This window comes from Pseudarthrobacter sp. ATCC 49987 (assembly GCF_009928425.1).
Taxonomy (GTDB): domain Bacteria; phylum Actinomycetota; class Actinomycetes; order Actinomycetales; family Micrococcaceae; genus Arthrobacter.
The window spans coordinates 1,171,966-1,187,558 of record NZ_JAABNS010000001.1 but is presented as its reverse complement, the minus strand read 5'-3'; the positions used below and the strand labels follow the sequence as shown (position 1 = coordinate 1,187,558).

General features: G+C 67.5%; 12 protein-coding genes. 1 reads left to right on the top strand and 11 read right to left on the bottom strand.

Annotated features, from left to right (window positions below):
* Positions 1–174 precede the first annotated feature (174 nt).
* Positions 175–1,578, top strand: a complete 1,404-nt coding sequence (locus GXK59_RS05535; protein ID WP_160665016.1) for a hypothetical protein — start codon at positions 175–177, stop codon at positions 1,576–1,578.
* On the opposite strand, the gene GXK59_RS05530 is transcribed toward GXK59_RS05535, so the two are convergent.
* From GXK59_RS05530 to GXK59_RS05480, 11 genes are all read right to left on the bottom strand, one after another.
* Entirely contained in the window at positions 1,575–2,321 is a 747-nt protein-coding gene (locus tag GXK59_RS05530) for an HAD family hydrolase (RefSeq protein ID WP_160669015.1), read from the bottom strand. The genes GXK59_RS05535 and GXK59_RS05530 overlap by 4 nt on opposite strands.
* Before the next feature lie 2 nt (positions 2,322–2,323).
* A complete protein-coding gene (gene gltX, locus GXK59_RS05525; RefSeq protein ID WP_160665014.1) occupies positions 2,324–3,856 on the bottom strand; it encodes a glutamate--tRNA ligase in 1,533 nt (510 codons plus the stop codon).
* Positions 3,857–3,987: 131 nt separating this feature from the next.
* Complete coding sequence (locus GXK59_RS05520; RefSeq protein ID WP_024366351.1) at positions 3,988–4,764, bottom strand: fumarylacetoacetate hydrolase family protein; 777 nt, start codon at positions 4,762–4,764, stop codon at positions 3,988–3,990.
* Positions 4,765–4,791: 27 nt separating this feature from the next.
* Positions 4,792–5,565, bottom strand: coding sequence for an MBL fold metallo-hydrolase (locus tag GXK59_RS05515; protein WP_160669014.1), 774 nt, complete (start codon positions 5,563–5,565; stop codon positions 4,792–4,794).
* Between the two features lie 165 nt (positions 5,566–5,730).
* Complete coding sequence (locus tag GXK59_RS05510) at positions 5,731–6,843, bottom strand: branched-chain amino acid aminotransferase (RefSeq protein ID WP_160665012.1); 1,113 nt, start codon at positions 6,841–6,843, stop codon at positions 5,731–5,733.
* Positions 6,844–6,980: 137 nt separating this feature from the next.
* Positions 6,981–8,033, bottom strand: coding sequence for a 3-isopropylmalate dehydrogenase (locus GXK59_RS05505; protein ID WP_160665010.1), 1,053 nt, complete (start codon positions 8,031–8,033; stop codon positions 6,981–6,983).
* Positions 8,034–8,250: 217 nt separating this feature from the next.
* Positions 8,251–8,922 carry a class F sortase gene (locus GXK59_RS05500; protein WP_160665008.1) on the bottom strand — a complete coding sequence of 224 codons (672 nt, stop codon included), beginning with the start codon at positions 8,920–8,922 and terminating at the stop codon, positions 8,251–8,253.
* Between the two features lie 109 nt (positions 8,923–9,031).
* A complete protein-coding gene (locus GXK59_RS05495) occupies positions 9,032–9,802 on the bottom strand; it encodes a hypothetical protein (protein WP_160665006.1) in 771 nt (256 codons plus the stop codon).
* 508 nt (positions 9,803–10,310) lie between these two features.
* Positions 10,311–11,870, bottom strand: a complete 1,560-nt coding sequence (metG, locus tag GXK59_RS05490) for a methionine--tRNA ligase (protein WP_160665003.1) — start codon at positions 11,868–11,870, stop codon at positions 10,311–10,313.
* A gap of 10 nt (positions 11,871–11,880) precedes the next feature.
* Positions 11,881–12,648, bottom strand: a complete 768-nt coding sequence (locus tag GXK59_RS05485; protein WP_443094262.1) for an ABC transporter ATP-binding protein — start codon at positions 12,646–12,648, stop codon at positions 11,881–11,883.
* The gene (locus tag GXK59_RS05480; protein WP_160665001.1) at positions 12,645–15,434 is read right to left on the bottom strand and encodes an ABC transporter permease; all 2,790 of its coding nucleotides are present in this window, start codon (positions 15,432–15,434) and stop codon (positions 12,645–12,647) included. The genes GXK59_RS05485 and GXK59_RS05480 overlap by 4 nt, the downstream gene beginning before the upstream one ends.
* Between the last annotated feature and the right edge of the window lie 159 nt (positions 15,435–15,593).

Sequence of the window (15,593 nt, the reverse complement as noted above, 5' to 3'; positions counted from 1 at the left end):
AACCCTTGCCAATCCGCCCCCCACAAGTTTACGCTCGGTAAGTTACCAACGAGTAACCACCCTCCCCCATGCAACCGAGGGCAGCTACGCGGGCATTTCCGGATGTTAGCTGCATCACAGTTCGGGGGCCGGCAGCAAAGCCGCTGCCGGCAACGCCGTCGAGAGGAACCATCTGTGACACAGAGTCGTGCCGCCATCAACAAGACCCGCACCCGTGCCCAACAGATCGCCATCGCCACCCTTACCCTGCTGCTGATTGCCCTGCTGGGGTTCTACACCCTCGTCACAGGCCGGATTACGGATGGCTCAGCCCGGCTCAAGGAAGGCGCTGGCCAAGCCTCCGCCGGTGCCGCGCAGCTGAAAGACGGTGCCGGCAAGCTCGCCACGGGGGCCGGCCTGGCCGACACTGGCGCAGGCAAGCTCTCCGCCGGTGCCGAAAAGGTCCGTGACGGGATCAGCCAGAAGCTGGCCCCGGGCGCCGAGAAGCTTCAGACGGGCGCGGACCTGCTGGCCACGGGTGCCGTTAAGATTGAAACAGACGTCAACAACAAGCTCGCCCCCGGTGTCTACAAGGTCGACGACGGCGCCCACAAGCTCGCCGCTGGAGCCGTCCAGCTCTCGGCCGCCCTGACTCCGACCGCCGCCGGCAACGCGGAGAACAACCTGGCCGACGGCGCCACGCAGCTTGAGTCGGGCGCGGCCCGGCTGGCATCGGGGTCCGGCGAACTCGCGGCCGGGACGGTCCAGCTCAAGGGCTACCGTGGCGCCAACAATGACCCCGAAGCCGGGACCGGGACCGCCGCCCTGGCGCAGGCCCTCGAACTCCTGCAGGCGGCCGCCTCGGATCCGGTGCAGGGCCTGGTGCCTCTATCCGTGGTCAAGGACAAGATCGCCAAAATTGCGGCCGGGGCCAAGAAGCTTGACGCAGGTGCATCCCAGCTGCAGGCTGGTGCGGGCCGCCTGCAGGATGGCGCAGGCCAGCTGCACGCCGGGACGGGCAAGCTTACGGCCGGATTCGGGACCCTCGCCAGCAAACTCAACAGCCGGGACCCCAACAATCCCGGCGTGGTGCTCGGCACCGAACTGCTGGCCGACGGAACGTCGAAGATCCGGACGGGCATAGACGGTGTACCGGGCGACCCGGAGCACCCGGGCCTGATCAAGGCGGCCGCCAGGATGACCGACGGCAGTTCCCGGCTCGCTGACGGGACGCTGGCGCTGAACGCCGGCATCAAGGGCGATCCCGCGGATCCGGCCAACCCCGGCCTGCTCAACGGCTCCCTGGCCCTCGCCTCCGGTGCCTCCGAGCTCTCGGCCGGCAACACCAAACTGGCATCCGGCTCCTCGCAGCTTTCCACGGGGGCGGACAAGCTGGCAGACGGAAACGCCCGGATCGCGGAAGGCACGGGGACGCTGTATTCGAGCGCCGCGGCCGTGTCGCCGTCGAACATGGTGGGGCAGTCCGACGCCGGGCTGGCCCTTGGGATCGTCGGCGCCCTGGGCCTGGGCTCGGCCGGCGGGTTCCTCGTGCTGCGGAACCGCCGGACACAGGACGGCACGGCCCAGGCAGGGCTTTAGGCCAGCAGCTCCAGCAGGGAACCGACCTCGCGGCCCGCAAAGCCCGGGGCCGGTTCCCCGCCGCGGTTCAGCCAGACGCCCAGGAGGCCGGCCGCCGTCGAGCCGTCAGCATCCAGAAGCCGGTTGTCCCCCACATAAAGCGTCTCGCCGGCACCGGTGCCCAGACGACGGACACCCTCCAGGTAGATGGCCGGATCCGGCTTGGCCGCACCCACGGTGTCCGTGCCCACCAGAATGCTGATGCGTTCCAGACCGGCGGCGTCCAGCTTGACCCGCTGATAGTCGTGGACGTTGTTGCTCACGGCGCCGTAGGGAATGCCGGCGGCATCCAGCGCGTCCAGGATCGGGATGACGTCGTCGAAGGCACGGATGTAGCCGTGCTGCCGCCTGGCGTAGGAGCTGACCCAGTGGTGGGCCTGCTCCCCCTCCTCCAGCTCGACGCCGAAGTGCCCCAGGGCCGCCCGGCCGCGGAGGAGCCGCTGCTCGTTGAAGGTCAGCTCTCCGGCCAGGTACCGGTCGTAGAAATGCGTGGTCTCGCGGGTGAAGATCCGCCCGAACTTCTCCCACCCGGCCGGGTCCAGGGCGGGCAGGAGGTGTTCGCTGGCGTCGCGGAGGGCTGCCGTCATGGCGAATTCGAGGTCCACGAGGGTGTCGTCGATGTCGAAGAGTACGCCGCGGATGTCGTCCAGGCCGGCGGCCAGGGCAGCGGTCCGGGCGCTGGTGATTGCCTCGGGTGCGCTCATCATCAGCCGCGGAAAGCGCGCAGCCGGGCCAGGGACGAGTCCTTGCCCAGGATCACCATGGATTCGAACAGCGGCGGGGAGATCCGGCGGCCGGAGATGGCCGTGCGGACGGGGCCGAAGGCCAGCCGCGGCTTGACGCCGAGGCCCTCCACGAGGGCTTCCTTGAGGGCCGCCTGGATGGAATCGGCGGTCCAGTCGGCCAGCGGTTCCAGGGCGGCCAGAGCGGCGTCGAGCACCTCGGTGAGGTTCTCCGGCAGCCCCTTGCGGGCATCGTCCGCGACGTCGATGGCGTCGTCCTTCTTGAACAGGAAGGCGAGCATCTCGGGGGCCTCGCCCAGCAGCGAGATGCGCTCCTGGATCAGCGGGGCCGCCTCGGCGAGGATCTCCTCCTGGCGTGCGGTGAGGGTGTCGCCGACGAACCCGGCGGTGCGCAGGTAGGGGACGAGCCGGCCGCGGAAGTCCTCGGCGTCGAGCATCCGGATGTGCGTGCCGTTGATGGCCTCGGCCTTCTTGATGTCGAAGCGGGCCGGGTTGGCCAGGACGTCGTTGACGTCGAAGTGCTCGATCAGCTGCTCCACCGTGAAGATGTCCTCATCGGCGGAAAGGCTCCAGCCGAGCAGCGACAGGTAGTTGAGCAGGCCCTCGGGGATGAAGCCGCGGTCCCGGAGCAGGAACAGGTTGGACTGCGGGTCGCGCTTGGAGAGCTTCTTGTTGCCCTCGCCCATGACGTACGGCAAGTGGCCGAAGACCGGCAGGTAGCTCGCGACGCCGATATCCATCAGCGCGCGGATCAGCACCACCTGGCGGGGTGTGGACGAGAGCAGGTCCTCGCCACGGAGTACGTGGGTGATGCCCATCAGCGCGTCGTCGACGGGGTTGACCAGGGTGTACAGCGGGGAGCCGTCGGCGCGGACGATCACGTAGTCCGGGATGCTTCCGGCCTTGAAGGTGATGTCGCCGCGGACCATGTCGGTGAAGGTGACGTCCTCGTCCGGCATCCGGACGCGGAGCACGGGCCGGCGGCCCTCGGCCTTGAACGCGGCCAGCTGCTCTGCGGAGAGTTCGCGGTCGAAGTTGTCGTAGCCGAGCTTGGGGTCGCGGCCGGCGGCGCGGTGGCGGGCCTCGACCTCCTCCGGCGAGGAGTAGCACTCGTAGGCGTAGCCGGCGTCGATCAGCTTGGCGACGACGTCCTTGTACAGGTCCAGGCGCTGCGACTGGCGGTAGGGCTCGTGCGGGCCGCCGACCTCCACGCCTTCCTCCCAGGTGATGCCGAGCCATTTGAGGGCCTCGAGCAGCTGCTGGTAGCTCTCCTCCGAGTCGCGCGCCGCGTCCGTGTCCTCGATGCGGAACACGAAGGTGCCCTTGGTGTGCCGGGCGTGGGCCCAGTTGAACAGGGCCGTGCGGATCAGGCCGACGTGCGGGGTGCCGGTGGGCGACGGGCAGAACCGGACGCGGACCGGGGTGTCGGCGGTGACTTCGCTGGTCACACTGGGGGCGGAGCTGGAGACGGCGTCGTGCGCGGAGGGAGTAGTCATAGTGGTACCAACATTACCAACCCGGATCATCGCCGGACGCCCGCGGTTTCCGTTGCGGAAACGGACAGCCGCACCGTGGATCCACGGTGCGGCTGTCCGAAATCGGCGCAGTTTTCTTCTGGCGGAGTTCCCTACCGCCGGACGACGGGGTTGGAGAGCCGGCCGATGCCCTCGATCTCGACCTCGAAGCGGTCGCCGGCCTGGACGAGTCCGACGCCGGCCGGGGTCCCGGTCATGATGACGTCGCCGGGCAGCAGGGTGAAGGCCTGCGAGACGATGGAGACGAGTTCGCGGACGCCGCGGATCATCTGGCTGGTGCTGCCGTCCTGGCGCAGTTCGCCGTTGAGCCGGCCCTGGATCTGCAGGTCCTCGGTGTTCAGTTCGGTCTCGATCCACGGGCCCAGCGGCGCGGAGGTGTCGAAGCCCTTGGCCCGGGCCCACTGCAGGTCGGTCTTCTGGACGTCGCGGGCCGTGAGGTCATTGCCGCAGGTGTAGCCGAAGATGACGTCGTCGACGCGTTCCTCGGGGACATCCTTGCAGATCCGGCCGATCACGACGCAGAGCTCAGCCTCGAAGGACACTTCCTCGGAAAACTCCGGCAGGACGATCGGGTCGTTGGGCCCGATCACGGAGGTGTTGGGCTTCAGGAAGAGCAGCGGCTGCTTGGGGACCTCGTTGCCGAGTTCCTGCGCGTGCTCCACGAAGTTGCGGCCGACGCCGATGACCTTGCTGCGCGGGATGATTGGGGCCAGCAGGCGCACGTCCTCCAGTTTGTGCCGGACGGCGGTTCGTTCCACGCCGTGGAAGAAGGGGTCGCCGTTGATGACAGTGACTTCCTCACTGCCGGGCTCACCTTCCACAATGCCGTAGAGGGGATCAGAATCGACTACAAACCGGGCGATACGCATGGCTCCAAGCGTACCGTCTCCGGCGGGCTAGGAGGTGCCGCTGTCCAGGCGCAGGTAGTGCAGCTGCGCGGCCACGGAGAGTTCCGCCGCAGGCCGCACGGCGGGGTCGACGGCGGCGTAGACGGCGTCGGCCACCTCGGCAACCTCGGCCCCGGCCCCCAGGTTCTCGAGGGCGGAGCGGATTTGCCCGAGGCGGCCCTCGCGGTGGTCCCGGTAGGCGCGGACGATCGTGTCCAGGGCGGGCAGCATCGGCCCGTGGGCCGGGAGGACCGTGGCGGGGCCCAGGCGTTCCAGCCGGTCCAGCGAGGCGAGGTAGTCCCCCAGGGTGCCGTCGGGGTAGTCCAGGACGGTGGTGCCGAGGCCCAGGATCGTGTCGCCGGTGAGGACCGAGCCCTGGGGGCCGTCGTGCGGCAGGTGGAAGCAGACTGAGTCCGAGGTGTGGCCCGGGGTCGCCAGCACCCTGATTTCGGCCCCGGCGGCCTGGATGACTTCGCCGTCCAAGAGGGGGCTTCCGCCGTGGCAGTGGGCCGGGTCCGCGGCGCGAACGGGTGCTCCGGTCAGTTCGGCGAACCGGGCGGCGGCGGCCGTATGGTCGGCATGCCGGTGCGTGATCAGGATGAGTTCGACGGCGCCGGCACGGGCCAGTTCCTGCAGGTGCGGCTCATCGAGCGGGCCGGGATCCACCACGACGGTGCCGGCCGCTCCGGGGGCGGAAATCACGTAGGAGTTGGTCCCATGCAGGCTCATCGGCCCCGGGTTGGGGGCAAGCCTGAAGCGGGTCAGCTCTGTACTGCGCACCATGGCGCGGGGGTCGTCCGGGATCACAGTTCCATCTTCCCACCGAACCGGCGGTCATACGAGCGTCCGTCACACGAGCAGCAGGACCACCCATTCACGACGACGGCGGCCCCGCACCGGAAGGTGGGGGCCGCCGTCGAACGCTGCGTGTTGGTGCGGCCGTCGCGCCTAGGCGAGGCGGGTCAGCCAGCCGTGGGTGTCCTCGATGGTGCCGGTCTGGATGCCCAGGAGCTGTTCGCGGATGGCCATGGTGGTCTCCCCCGCCTTCGCGTCCTCGGAGCCGATGAACTCGGTGTTGTCCTTGAGCACGCCGATCGGGGTGATGACGGCGGCGGTTCCGCAGGCGAAGACCTCGGCGATCTCGCCGGAGGCCACGCCGTCACGCCATTCGTCCAGGGTGATCTTGCGTTCGGTGACCTCACGGCCCATGTCCTTGGCCACCTGGATGACCGACATCCGGGTGATGCCTTCCAGGATGGTTCCGCTGAGAGCGGGGGTGGCCAGCGAGCCGTCCTTCATCACGAAGAACACGTTCATGCCGCCGAGCTCTTCCACGGCGTTGTCATTGAACTGGTCCAGGAACAGCACCTGCTTGCAGCCGTGGGACTCGGCCTCCTGCTGCGCGATCAGTGACGCGGCGTAGTTGCCGCCGCACTTCGCGGCGCCGGTTCCGCCGCGGCCGGCGCGGGCGTATTCGCGGGAGATCCAGATGGAGACGGGCTTGAGCTCGCCGCCGAAGTAGTTGCCGGCCGGGGAGGCGATGACGCGGAAGGACACTTCGCGGGCGGCCCGGACACCGAGGAAGGCCTCGGTGGCGATCATGAACGGCCGCAGGTACAGGGCCTCGCCGTCGCCGGCGGGCACCCATTCCCGGTCCACGGAGACGAGCTCGCGGATGGCGCCCAGGAAGTACTCTTCCGGGAGCTCCGGGAGTGCCAGGCGGCGGGCCGACTTGTTCAGGCGGGCGGCGTTGGCCTCGGGACGGAAGGTCCAGATGGAACCGTCGGCGTGGCGGTAGGCCTTGAGTCCCTCGAAGATTTCCTGGCCGTAGTGGAGCACCGCAGCGGAGGGGTCCAGGGAGATGGGGCCGTAGGCCTCAATGCGGGCATCGTGCCAGCCGCCCTTGCCCTCGGCGTCGACGCTGTAGTCGACGATGGCGGTGTGGTCGGTGAAATAGTTGCCGAAACCCGGGTTCGCCAGGATGGCAGCACGTTCTTCAGCGGACCTCGGGGTTGCCGAGGGCTGCTGGGTGAATTCGACGCCATGGGCAGTCTGAGTCATGGTTCCTCCACGGTCGGCTGCCTGGCGTGTGAACGTGGTTCAGCGTCGGACCACGGCAGCATATGGGTGATTCGAAACAAGCTTACGCCCGTTGGCGGAGCCTCCGGCGCCGCACCGGCGCCCCGCCAACGAGGGGGCTACAGGGCGGCGGCGATGGCGTCGCCGATGGCGCTGGTGCTGCGGACCGCAGTGCCCCGGCCGGCGATGTCGGCAACGACGGCCGCTTCGATTTTGCGGGCGGCGGTGCCGTAGCCCAGGTGGTCCAGGAGGAGCGCGGCGGAGAGGATGGCGGCAGTGGGATCGGCCTTCTGCTGGCCGGCGATGTCCGGTGCGGACCCGTGGACCGGTTCGAACATGGACGGCGCGGTGCGTTCCATGTTGATGTTTCCGGATGCGGCGAGGCCGATGCCCCCGGTGACTGCGGCGGCAAGGTCGGTGATGATGTCGCCGAAGAGGTTGTCGGTGACGATGACGTCGAACCGGGCGGGATCTGTGACCATGAAGATCGTGGCGGCGTCGATGTGCAGGTAGTCGTGGGTGACTTCGGGGAACTCCTGGGCCACGGCCTCCACGGTGCGCTTCCACAGGTGGCCGGCGAAGACCAGGACGTTGTGCTTGTGCACCAGCGTGAGCTTTTTGCGGGGGCGGTCGTTGGCCCGGCGGAAGGCGTCCCGGACCACGCGTTCAACGCCGTGGGCGGTGTTGAGCGAGACCTCGGTGGCAACCTCGTGCGGGGTGCCGGCACGAAGCGTGCCGCCGTTGCCCACGTACGGGCCCTCGGTGCCTTCGCGGACCACGATGAAGTCGATGTCGCCGGGGTTGGCCAGCGGGCTGACGACCCCCGGGTAGAGCCGGGACGGCCGCAGGTTGACGAAGTGGTCCAGGCTGAAGCGCAGCTTGAGCAGCAGTTCGCGCTCGATGATGCCGGAGGGGATCCGGGTGTCGCCCGGTGCCGCCCCGACCGCGCCGAAGAGGATGGCATCGCGGGTGCGGAGATCAGCGAGGGTTTCTTCCGGCAGGGTCTCCCCCGTTTCGAGCCAGTGCTGCGCGCCGAGCTTGTAGTGCGTCTGCTGCAGGAGAATACCCTCGGCGGCGGCAGCCTTCTCGAGGACCTTCACGGCCTCGGCGGTGACCTCGGGGCCAATGCCATCGCCCGGAATAACGGCAAGATCAATCGTGGATGCGCTCATGTTTTCAGCGTAGCCAAGTCATCCACATACTGGTCAAGTTGTCTCATTATTCGAACAGCCGGTTCCGGTTCCGCCGTCGCGGACCCCGACGCCGGGGCGGGACACTCCGCCGCCGACGCCGGGGTGAGACTTCGCGCCGACGCCGGGGTGAGACTTCGCGCCCATGCCGCGGACGCACATGGGCGCGAACTATCACCTCGGCGACAGGGCGGGACGGTCAGGGGACGCGGGCGGGAGAGGCGACCACCACAACGTTCTTCCCCCAGGGATCCTCGGTGTAGCAGCTGATCAGCACCAGACGATTGGGGACGGCGTCCCAGACGGGGCTGTCCTTCAGGGTGGACTTCGTGTAGGTGGTGACAGACTCGACAGCGTAGCGGAGCACACCGGCCTCCGTTGCCACAGTGAGAATGTCGCCAGGGACGGCGGCCGAGCTCAAGTGGTTGAACGGCGCGTCCAGGCCCTCCCAGCTGTGGCCGATGACGTAAGTGGTGTTTTCAGAGCCGACCCCCGGCGTGCCGAAGGGAGTGAGCCAGTAGCCGTCCATCGTCCCGGGGGGCAAGATGCTCCGGCTTTCGGCGTCACCGCCCTGCGGTTCCAGGGGGTGGACCACAACATCCATGCCTGCCGCGGGGTACGTGATGCGTTGCGGGACGGAGGAAGGACTTACCGTCGCCGGTGGGCCGGAGGATGCCACCAGGGACTTCGCTGCCGCCACCTCCTGTCCGTACGCCGGCTGCACGTTTCCCGGGCCGGACGCCGCGTAGAACAGCCAAGCGGTGGCGAGTCCCAGGACGCAGGCCACCAGCAGGAGGATGTCCCTCGGGCCGAGCACCGGGCCCCGGATACCGGGCACCCGGGGTAGATGGTTCCGACGGTGGCTGCTCATGAGTGCTCCTGTTGACATGCCTGCGCCCTGCAAGCGGAACGGAACGTGCAGGGCGGGTGCTGCAATCGCGGCACCCGCCCCCTGTACTGCCCTGTCCAGGCTGTACCGTCTAGGCGTCAGTGGTCCTGGCGCGCCGTCTGCCGCTCCAGAGCACCGCTGCCGCTCCCGCCGTGAACGCTCCGGTCAGCGCCAGCAGCCACGCGGGAATCCCGGTGCCCGATGTGCGGCCGACCGCAGTCTGGACGTTGTAGCCGACGTTCGCCTTCTTGGTGGCAGGTGCGGCGGTTTTCGCAACCGGAACAACGGCTGTCGGAGCCACCACAGCGGGTGACAACGGCGTCACAACCGTTTCCGGCGTCACAACCGTTTCCGGCGTCACAACCGTTTCCGGCGTCACAACCGTTTCCGGCGTCAGAGCCGATTTCGGCGTCACGTCCGTTCCCGGGGTTTCGTCCCCCGTCCCCGGATCAGCAGGCGGGTCAGCCGGAGGATCTACGGGCGGATCCACCGGGGGGTCAACGGGCGGGTCCACCGGGGGGTCGACGGGCGGATCCACAGGCGGGTCAGCAGGCGGGTCCACCGGGGGAACAGCGACGGCCACGCAACCATTTGCCAAGAACGCCAGGTTCGCAGTGCTCAGGTTCTGGCCATTCGGAAAGATGTTCCCGTCGTTGGCCGGCACGATGTCCAGAGTGTCTTTCGCGTGCGCCTTCAGCGCGCTCAGGTTGATTGTCTCGACGACGAAAGGGTTCGCCGGCGACTTCGTGGCATGGCAGATCGTGATGCTTTTTTCTTCTCGCGGGGGCGCCGCGTTGGCAGCAACCGTGGCCGCCATGATCCCCAGCCCCACAACCCCCACTGTGGCAATTGTCCGTCTCATGTTGCATCGCTCCGTCCAGTCAGGTTTAGAAGAACTTGACTGCGCGCGGAGTAACCATCTGTGAGACCCAGGAAAGACAACTATTCGAGACCTCAAACAGCGAATTGAATGGTGACAGTTACTCCCCAGCAGTGTCGTCAGTTCGCTTGCTATTTCAGGCTATGGGGGCAGAATCGCCGGGTCGTGAGTAGCTGGTACCCGTCTAACCGATGGTCTAATACCTTGTTCCCGGGTGGGGTACTCAGTAACGGAGCGATTCACTACTTGCCGGTAGCTTGCTATCGAAAGAGTCGGACGGCCGGGCCTCGAAACGGGCCCTATTACCCGGAAGCACGTCCGCAACCTCTCGTGAGTACAACGCAAATACTCCCCCACCTTTTTGTCAAAGGTGAAGGAGCATTTTGGGCTGGCGGCAGCCTGGGGCTGCCCCCGCCGAGGTGAGGTTTCGCGCCCATATCGCGGCAGGACATGGGCGCCAGGTCGCACCTCGGCGGGCCGGCGGCGGAGGTCAGGCCTCGGCGGGCTCCTCGTACTTCGGGAAGACCGGAGCCGGAGCGGGCAGCGCGATCCCGGCTTCAAGCGGCGTGCCCAGGGCGGCGAATCCCCGCGCTTCGCCTTCGGGCTGGCCGAGGGTGCCCAGGATGGCCGCAGACGCCGCCGGCATGACGGGCTGGGCAAGGATGGCAACGATCCGCAGCACCTCGAGGGTGACGTACAGGACAGTGTTCATGCGCTCGACGTCGGTCTTCCGCAGCACCCAGGGGGCCTGCTCCGCGAAGTAGGCGTTGGTGTCGCCCAGGACGGTCCAGATCGCTTCGAGCGCGCGGTTGAACTCCTGCTTTTCGAAGGCGGAGCGGGAAATGTCCAGAAGACCGTTCGCCTGCCCCAGCAGCGCGGCGTCCTCGGCGGTGAAACCTCCGGGGACGGGAACGGCGCCGTCGCAGTTCTTTGCCACCATGGACAGCGAACGCTGGGCCAGGTTGCCGAAGTTGTTGGCGAGGTCAGAGTTCATCCGGCCAACGATCGCGTCGTGGCTGTAGGAGCCGTCGGCGCCGAACGGCACTTCACGCAGCAGGAAAAAACGCACCTGGTCCAGCCCGTACTGCGCCACCCAGTCCGCCGGCGCCACCACGTTGCCGAGCGATTTGGACATTTTCACGCCCTGGTTATGCAGGAACCCGTGGATCATCACGCGCTTGGGCAGTTCCAGCCCGGCAGACATCAGGAACGCCGGCCAGTAGACGGCGTGGAAGCGGGAGATGTCCTTGCCGATCACGTGCACGTCCGCCGGCCAGTACTTCCGGAACAACTCGGACTCGGTGTCGGGGAAGCCGACACCGGTCAGGTAGTTGGTCAACGCGTCCACCCAGACGTACATCACGTGGTCCGGGTTGCCGGGGACGGGGACTCCCCAGTCGAAGGAGGTGCGGCTGATCGACAGATCCTCAAGGCCGCCCTTGACGAAGCTGATGACCTCGTTGAAGCGGTTGTGCGGGGCGCCGAAGGAGGGGTGGTCCGCGTAGAGGGCCAGCAGCCGGTCCTGGTACGCGGAGAGCTTGAAGAAGTAGCTTTCCTCTTCGGTCCAGGTCACCTCGGTGCCGGTTTCGGCGGCGTAGCGGAGGCCGTCGGCCTGCACCTCGGTCTCGTCCTCGACGAAGTACCGCTCGTCGCGGACCGAATACCAGCCGGCGTATTTGGACAGGTAGATGTCGCCGTTGGCTTCCATCCGCTGCCAGAGCGCCTTGGCGGCCTCGTAGTGGTCCGGGTCCGTAGTGCGGATGAAGCGGCTCAGGGAGATGCCGAGGTCATCGCTCATCTGGCGGAAGGCGGCCGAATTGCGGTCGGCCAGTTCCTTGACCGGAATGCCTTCCTTTTCCGCTGTTTGCTGCATCTTCAGGCCGTGCTCGTCCGTGCCGGTCATGAAGAAGACGTCGTAGCCGTCCAGGCGCTTGAAGCGCGCCATCGCATCCGTGGCAATGACCTCGTAGGCGTGGCCGATGTGCGGCACGCCGTTGGGGTAGCTGATGGCCGTGGTGATGTAGAACGGAGTCTTCTCGGAAGTTGTCACAGTTTTCAGCCTAGATCAGTTCGGTGAGGGTATCGCTTTGGCGGACAAGTTCGTGGTCATGGGAAGCCACCAGGACGGCGATTCCGTCCGAGGTGGTGTCCTTGAGGATGCTGATGATGCGGTTGGCCGAGGCCCGGTCCAGGCTGGCGGTCGGCTCGTCGACCACCAGCACGCGGGTGCCAAGGATCAGGGCCCGGGCGATCGCGACGCGCTGGCGTTCGCCGCCGGAGAGCTGGGCCGGGCGGTGGCGCATGCGCCTGCCGAGGCCGACGAGGTCCAGGAGGTCCTTGGCCATGTCGCGGCGCTTGTCCACCTCGCCGTCGGGCACGGCGGGCAGCAGCACGTTCTCGAGCGCGCTCATGCCGTCGATCAGGGCACCGCCCTGGTCGACGTAACCGATCAGGCCCCGGCGGCGGTCGGCGATTTCGTCGTCGCCCATGGTTTCCAGCGAGTCGCCTTCCCAGAACACCCGGCCCGACGTCGGCAGGGTCAGGCCCGCGCCGACTGTCAGGATGCTGGTCTTGCCCGAGCCGCTGCGGCCGGCGACGCAGTGCATCTCGCCGGCGTGCAGGGTCATGTTGAAGTCGTCCACCACGTTGACGGCTTCCGCGCCGCTTTTGCCACCGCCGTAGTGGATCGTGATGTTGCTGAGCTCCAGCGGTGTGGCGTGGTCAGCGGCCTTCACGATCGTGTTGGCGCGCGTCTGGTGGGCACCGCGGCGGGTGCTCGCAGTCATCCGCTCGTGAGCCTCACGGTCAAGGTTCAGGTCGTTGTTCATCGGACCACTTTCGTTGCAATTGGAATCCAGCAAAGTACAGCCACGAGCCCGGCGATAGCGGCCCAGAGCGCGGCATAGGGGGCCAGGAGGAGTCCGACGCCCAAGGCGCCCAGGACACCCAACGGCAGCGCGACCGTCCCCACCATGGCATTTTCAAAGAAGCGGACCTGGCCCAGCATGTCCGGGTTCCAGCCCATGGCCTGCAGCGTGCCGAGATACTGGCGCTTGGCCTGCAGCTCGAAACGGCCGGTGACCATCGTCAGCAGCAGGCCCACGGCCACGCCGGACAGTCCGAGGATGATGCTCGGCAGTGCGATGGACGTGGCAGCCAGGCCGCTGAGCGCGCTCGCCCCGGCGGCCCGGGGAATGTCGATCAGCAGCGCGGCCATCCCGCCGACGGCGGCGGCGAAAACACCGACAGCAACGGCCAGGGAAATGGTGTTGAACTTGTTGGTGCTCAACTGCCGGTTGGCGAAGGTCAGCGGGGAGTCCACGGCGATGAGCCGTTCATCGTGTTGCGGCTCCTGGTCCACCACTTCGCGGTGGCGCAGTTGCTGGGCGGCGAAGAAGGCCGCACCCACGTACAGCACCAGCACGGAGGCCGAGACGATCGCGGTGGCCGGATTCCAGCTGACCAGGCTGAGGATGAGCCCGGCGAAAGCCAGCAGGGCAGCGCCGACACCAAACTCGGCAAGCACCCAGGACCGGATCCGGCGCTGGGTCCAGCCCATGGCGCGCAGGGTCCCGGCCTCGCTGCGGCGTTTCCGGACGTAGCTGACGGTAGAGGCACCGGTCAGCAGGGCGGCACCGCAAAGGGTCAGGAACAGCAGGGTCAGGTTGGTGCTGGTGAGGGAACCGGAGACGGCGTCCGCGGCGTTCTGGCGCACCCACGACTGCTGCACGGTGCCGAGCGGGGACTCCTTACCGGCGTCGTCCTTGGAGTAACCGGGGACGAAGATGCTGGCGTCCTCGCGGGCCGAGCCGGCAACAACAGTTGCCTGCAGGCCCATGTCACGGATCTCGTTGGCCAGCTTCTCCACCTCGGGCTGCGCCTCTTTCCAGCTGCCGGGCACCTTGGCCCGGACCCGCACGGCGTCGATAACTGAGGCGTTGTTGTCGTACCCGCGGGCGGCGGCCAGGCCGTAGTAGTCAGTGATGGCGCCGGCGGACTGGCTTGCCAAGCCCGTGGCGCTCAGCGACGGCTTGAGCTCGGTGTTGCCGGCGTCCTTGCCGGAGGCGTCCTTGGTGAGAGTAAATGGTGTGGGGTCATAGCCGCCCAGTGGCAGGCGGTTGACGTCGCCGGCGGCCGCCTGGACCTTCCCGGCGTCGAACGTGCCGTAGACCATGGCGAGCGGGGTGGCCGGCTTCTTGCCCGTCTCGAGGCCTTCGCGGTAGGCACGCTCGTCGACGGGCTTGCGCTGGGTCTGGTCCACTGCGGCACCGTTTGCGGCCTTCTCGGGAAGGCGGTTCACGGTGACCCAGTCACCGGGGGTGGCGCTCTTGTCCACGGCGCCGTTGCCGGCGGTCTCGCCGTCCTTGTACTTCGGGGCGGAGGCGAAGTCGGTGCTCCAGGTGGCCGGGTTGTAGAGGCCCTGGCTGAAGCTGCCGGTGTCGCCGAGCAGCTGCGAAAGGTCCTTGGAGCCTGGCCAGGCCAGGGCGAACGGGGACTTGGAGACGAACGGGAGGTAGTCCTTGTCCAGCGAGCGGGTCACGGTCCCGACGTCCTTGGTCACGTTGCCGCCGGCGTCGATTTCCTCGATCTTGACCGAGTACTTGAGGTCAAGGGACGTTCCGGAACGGACAATCAGCGGGATCGCCTGCGAGTCGTCGGTCAGCTGTCCGTTGCGCTTGGCCTGCTGATACTGGCTCATCAGGGGGGCCCAGTACTTGAGCTTGACGCCGAGGAAGTCCGGGCCTTCCTTGAGTGCATCCATGCCGATGCCGGTGGTGAAGAGGCTTTCGAAGTGCCGGCCGATCGCCCCCGCGTTGCGGGCGTCGGCGGGTGGCGCCTTCTCCAGCGGGGCAAGGAAGTCGCCGGCGCTGCCGAGCAGGGCACGCTCGGAGACGGGGTCGACGGCGACGACGGATTCCGTCACCTGCGGCGCAAACGGCAGCGAGACGGAGAGGTTGAAGAGGTTATGCTCGGAACCGCCGGCCGGGGCCGGGAACTTGATGCCGGTCTCCCCTGCCGGGCCCGCGATGCGGACGTTCTTGCCGCCGGCGACCTGTTCCTCAATGAGCTTCGCCTTGCCGAGGGATCCTTCGGCCGTGGTCTTGAACAGGGTCTGGTCGGACTGGCCGTCGGAGCTGACGGCGCTGGCAGTGAGCCGGTATTTCTTCGGCGTGTCGGACAGGACCGACTCCGCGGCCGGCCATTTGCTCGGATCAGTGGCGCTGGGGTCCCCGGCGGTGCCGGCCAGTCCGGCGTTGTAGCCAAGGTAGTCGGTGGCCTCCAGGCGCGGGGATTCGAGGTTCTGGGTGACCCGGGAGACGAGGCTGATCGGTGCCGCAACGGACGTGCCGGAGAGCTTCCGGACGGCGTCCAGCTGTTCGAAGCTGATGCCGCCCTGGCCGGTGGCGATGTCCGGCTGCATGAGCCCGCCGTTGTCGTCGGCCTTGGCCTGGACGAGGACGTCGTAGAGCCCCCGCGAGTTCTGGTCGACGGTCCGGTTCAAAGCGGCCTGCGACTGACCTTGCACGAGGACCGAAAGGCACATGGCCACGATCAAAATGGACGCGGTCAGCAGAAGCACTCGGCTTCTGATGAACCTCTGGACGGCGTTCATTGGGCTCCTGAAAGCTGGATTGCGTGCGCACACCGAAGTTCAATCCCTGCGGAAGTGAAGGCGTCCCCTGCCGGGTGTGCAAAAAGTAAAGGCCGGGCTGCCGGCCGGATCCGAAATTCGGACCTAGCCATTGTACGCAGACCAGCCATGTGTTCGCGG

Excerpts from the sequence above, each read along its gene's own strand:
- GXK59_RS05480 (WP_160665001.1), bottom strand. The coding sequence starts at position 15,434 with ATGAACGCCGTCCAGAGGTTCATCAGAAGCCGAGTGCTTCTGCTGACC.
- GXK59_RS05510 (WP_160665012.1), bottom strand. The coding sequence starts at position 6,843 with ATGACTCAGACTGCCCATGGCGTCGAATTCACCCAGCAGCCCTCGGCA.
- GXK59_RS05485 (WP_443094262.1), bottom strand. The coding sequence starts at position 12,648 with ATGAACAACGACCTGAACCTTGACCGTGAGGCTCACGAGCGGATGACT.
- GXK59_RS05530 (WP_160669015.1), bottom strand. The coding sequence starts at position 2,321 with ATGAGCGCACCCGAGGCAATCACCAGCGCCCGGACCGCTGCCCTGGCC.
- GXK59_RS05515 (WP_160669014.1), bottom strand. The coding sequence starts at position 5,565 with ATGGTGCGCAGTACAGAGCTGACCCGCTTCAGGCTTGCCCCCAACCCG.
- GXK59_RS05495 (WP_160665006.1), bottom strand. The coding sequence starts at position 9,802 with ATGAGACGGACAATTGCCACAGTGGGGGTTGTGGGGCTGGGGATCATG.
- GXK59_RS05505 (WP_160665010.1), bottom strand. The coding sequence starts at position 8,033 with ATGAGCGCATCCACGATTGATCTTGCCGTTATTCCGGGCGATGGCATT.
- GXK59_RS05500 (WP_160665008.1), bottom strand. The coding sequence starts at position 8,922 with ATGAGCAGCCACCGTCGGAACCATCTACCCCGGGTGCCCGGTATCCGG.
- gltX (WP_160665014.1), bottom strand. The coding sequence starts at position 3,856 with ATGACTACTCCCTCCGCGCACGACGCCGTCTCCAGCTCCGCCCCCAGT.
- GXK59_RS05520 (WP_024366351.1), bottom strand. The coding sequence starts at position 4,764 with ATGCGTATCGCCCGGTTTGTAGTCGATTCTGATCCCCTCTACGGCATT.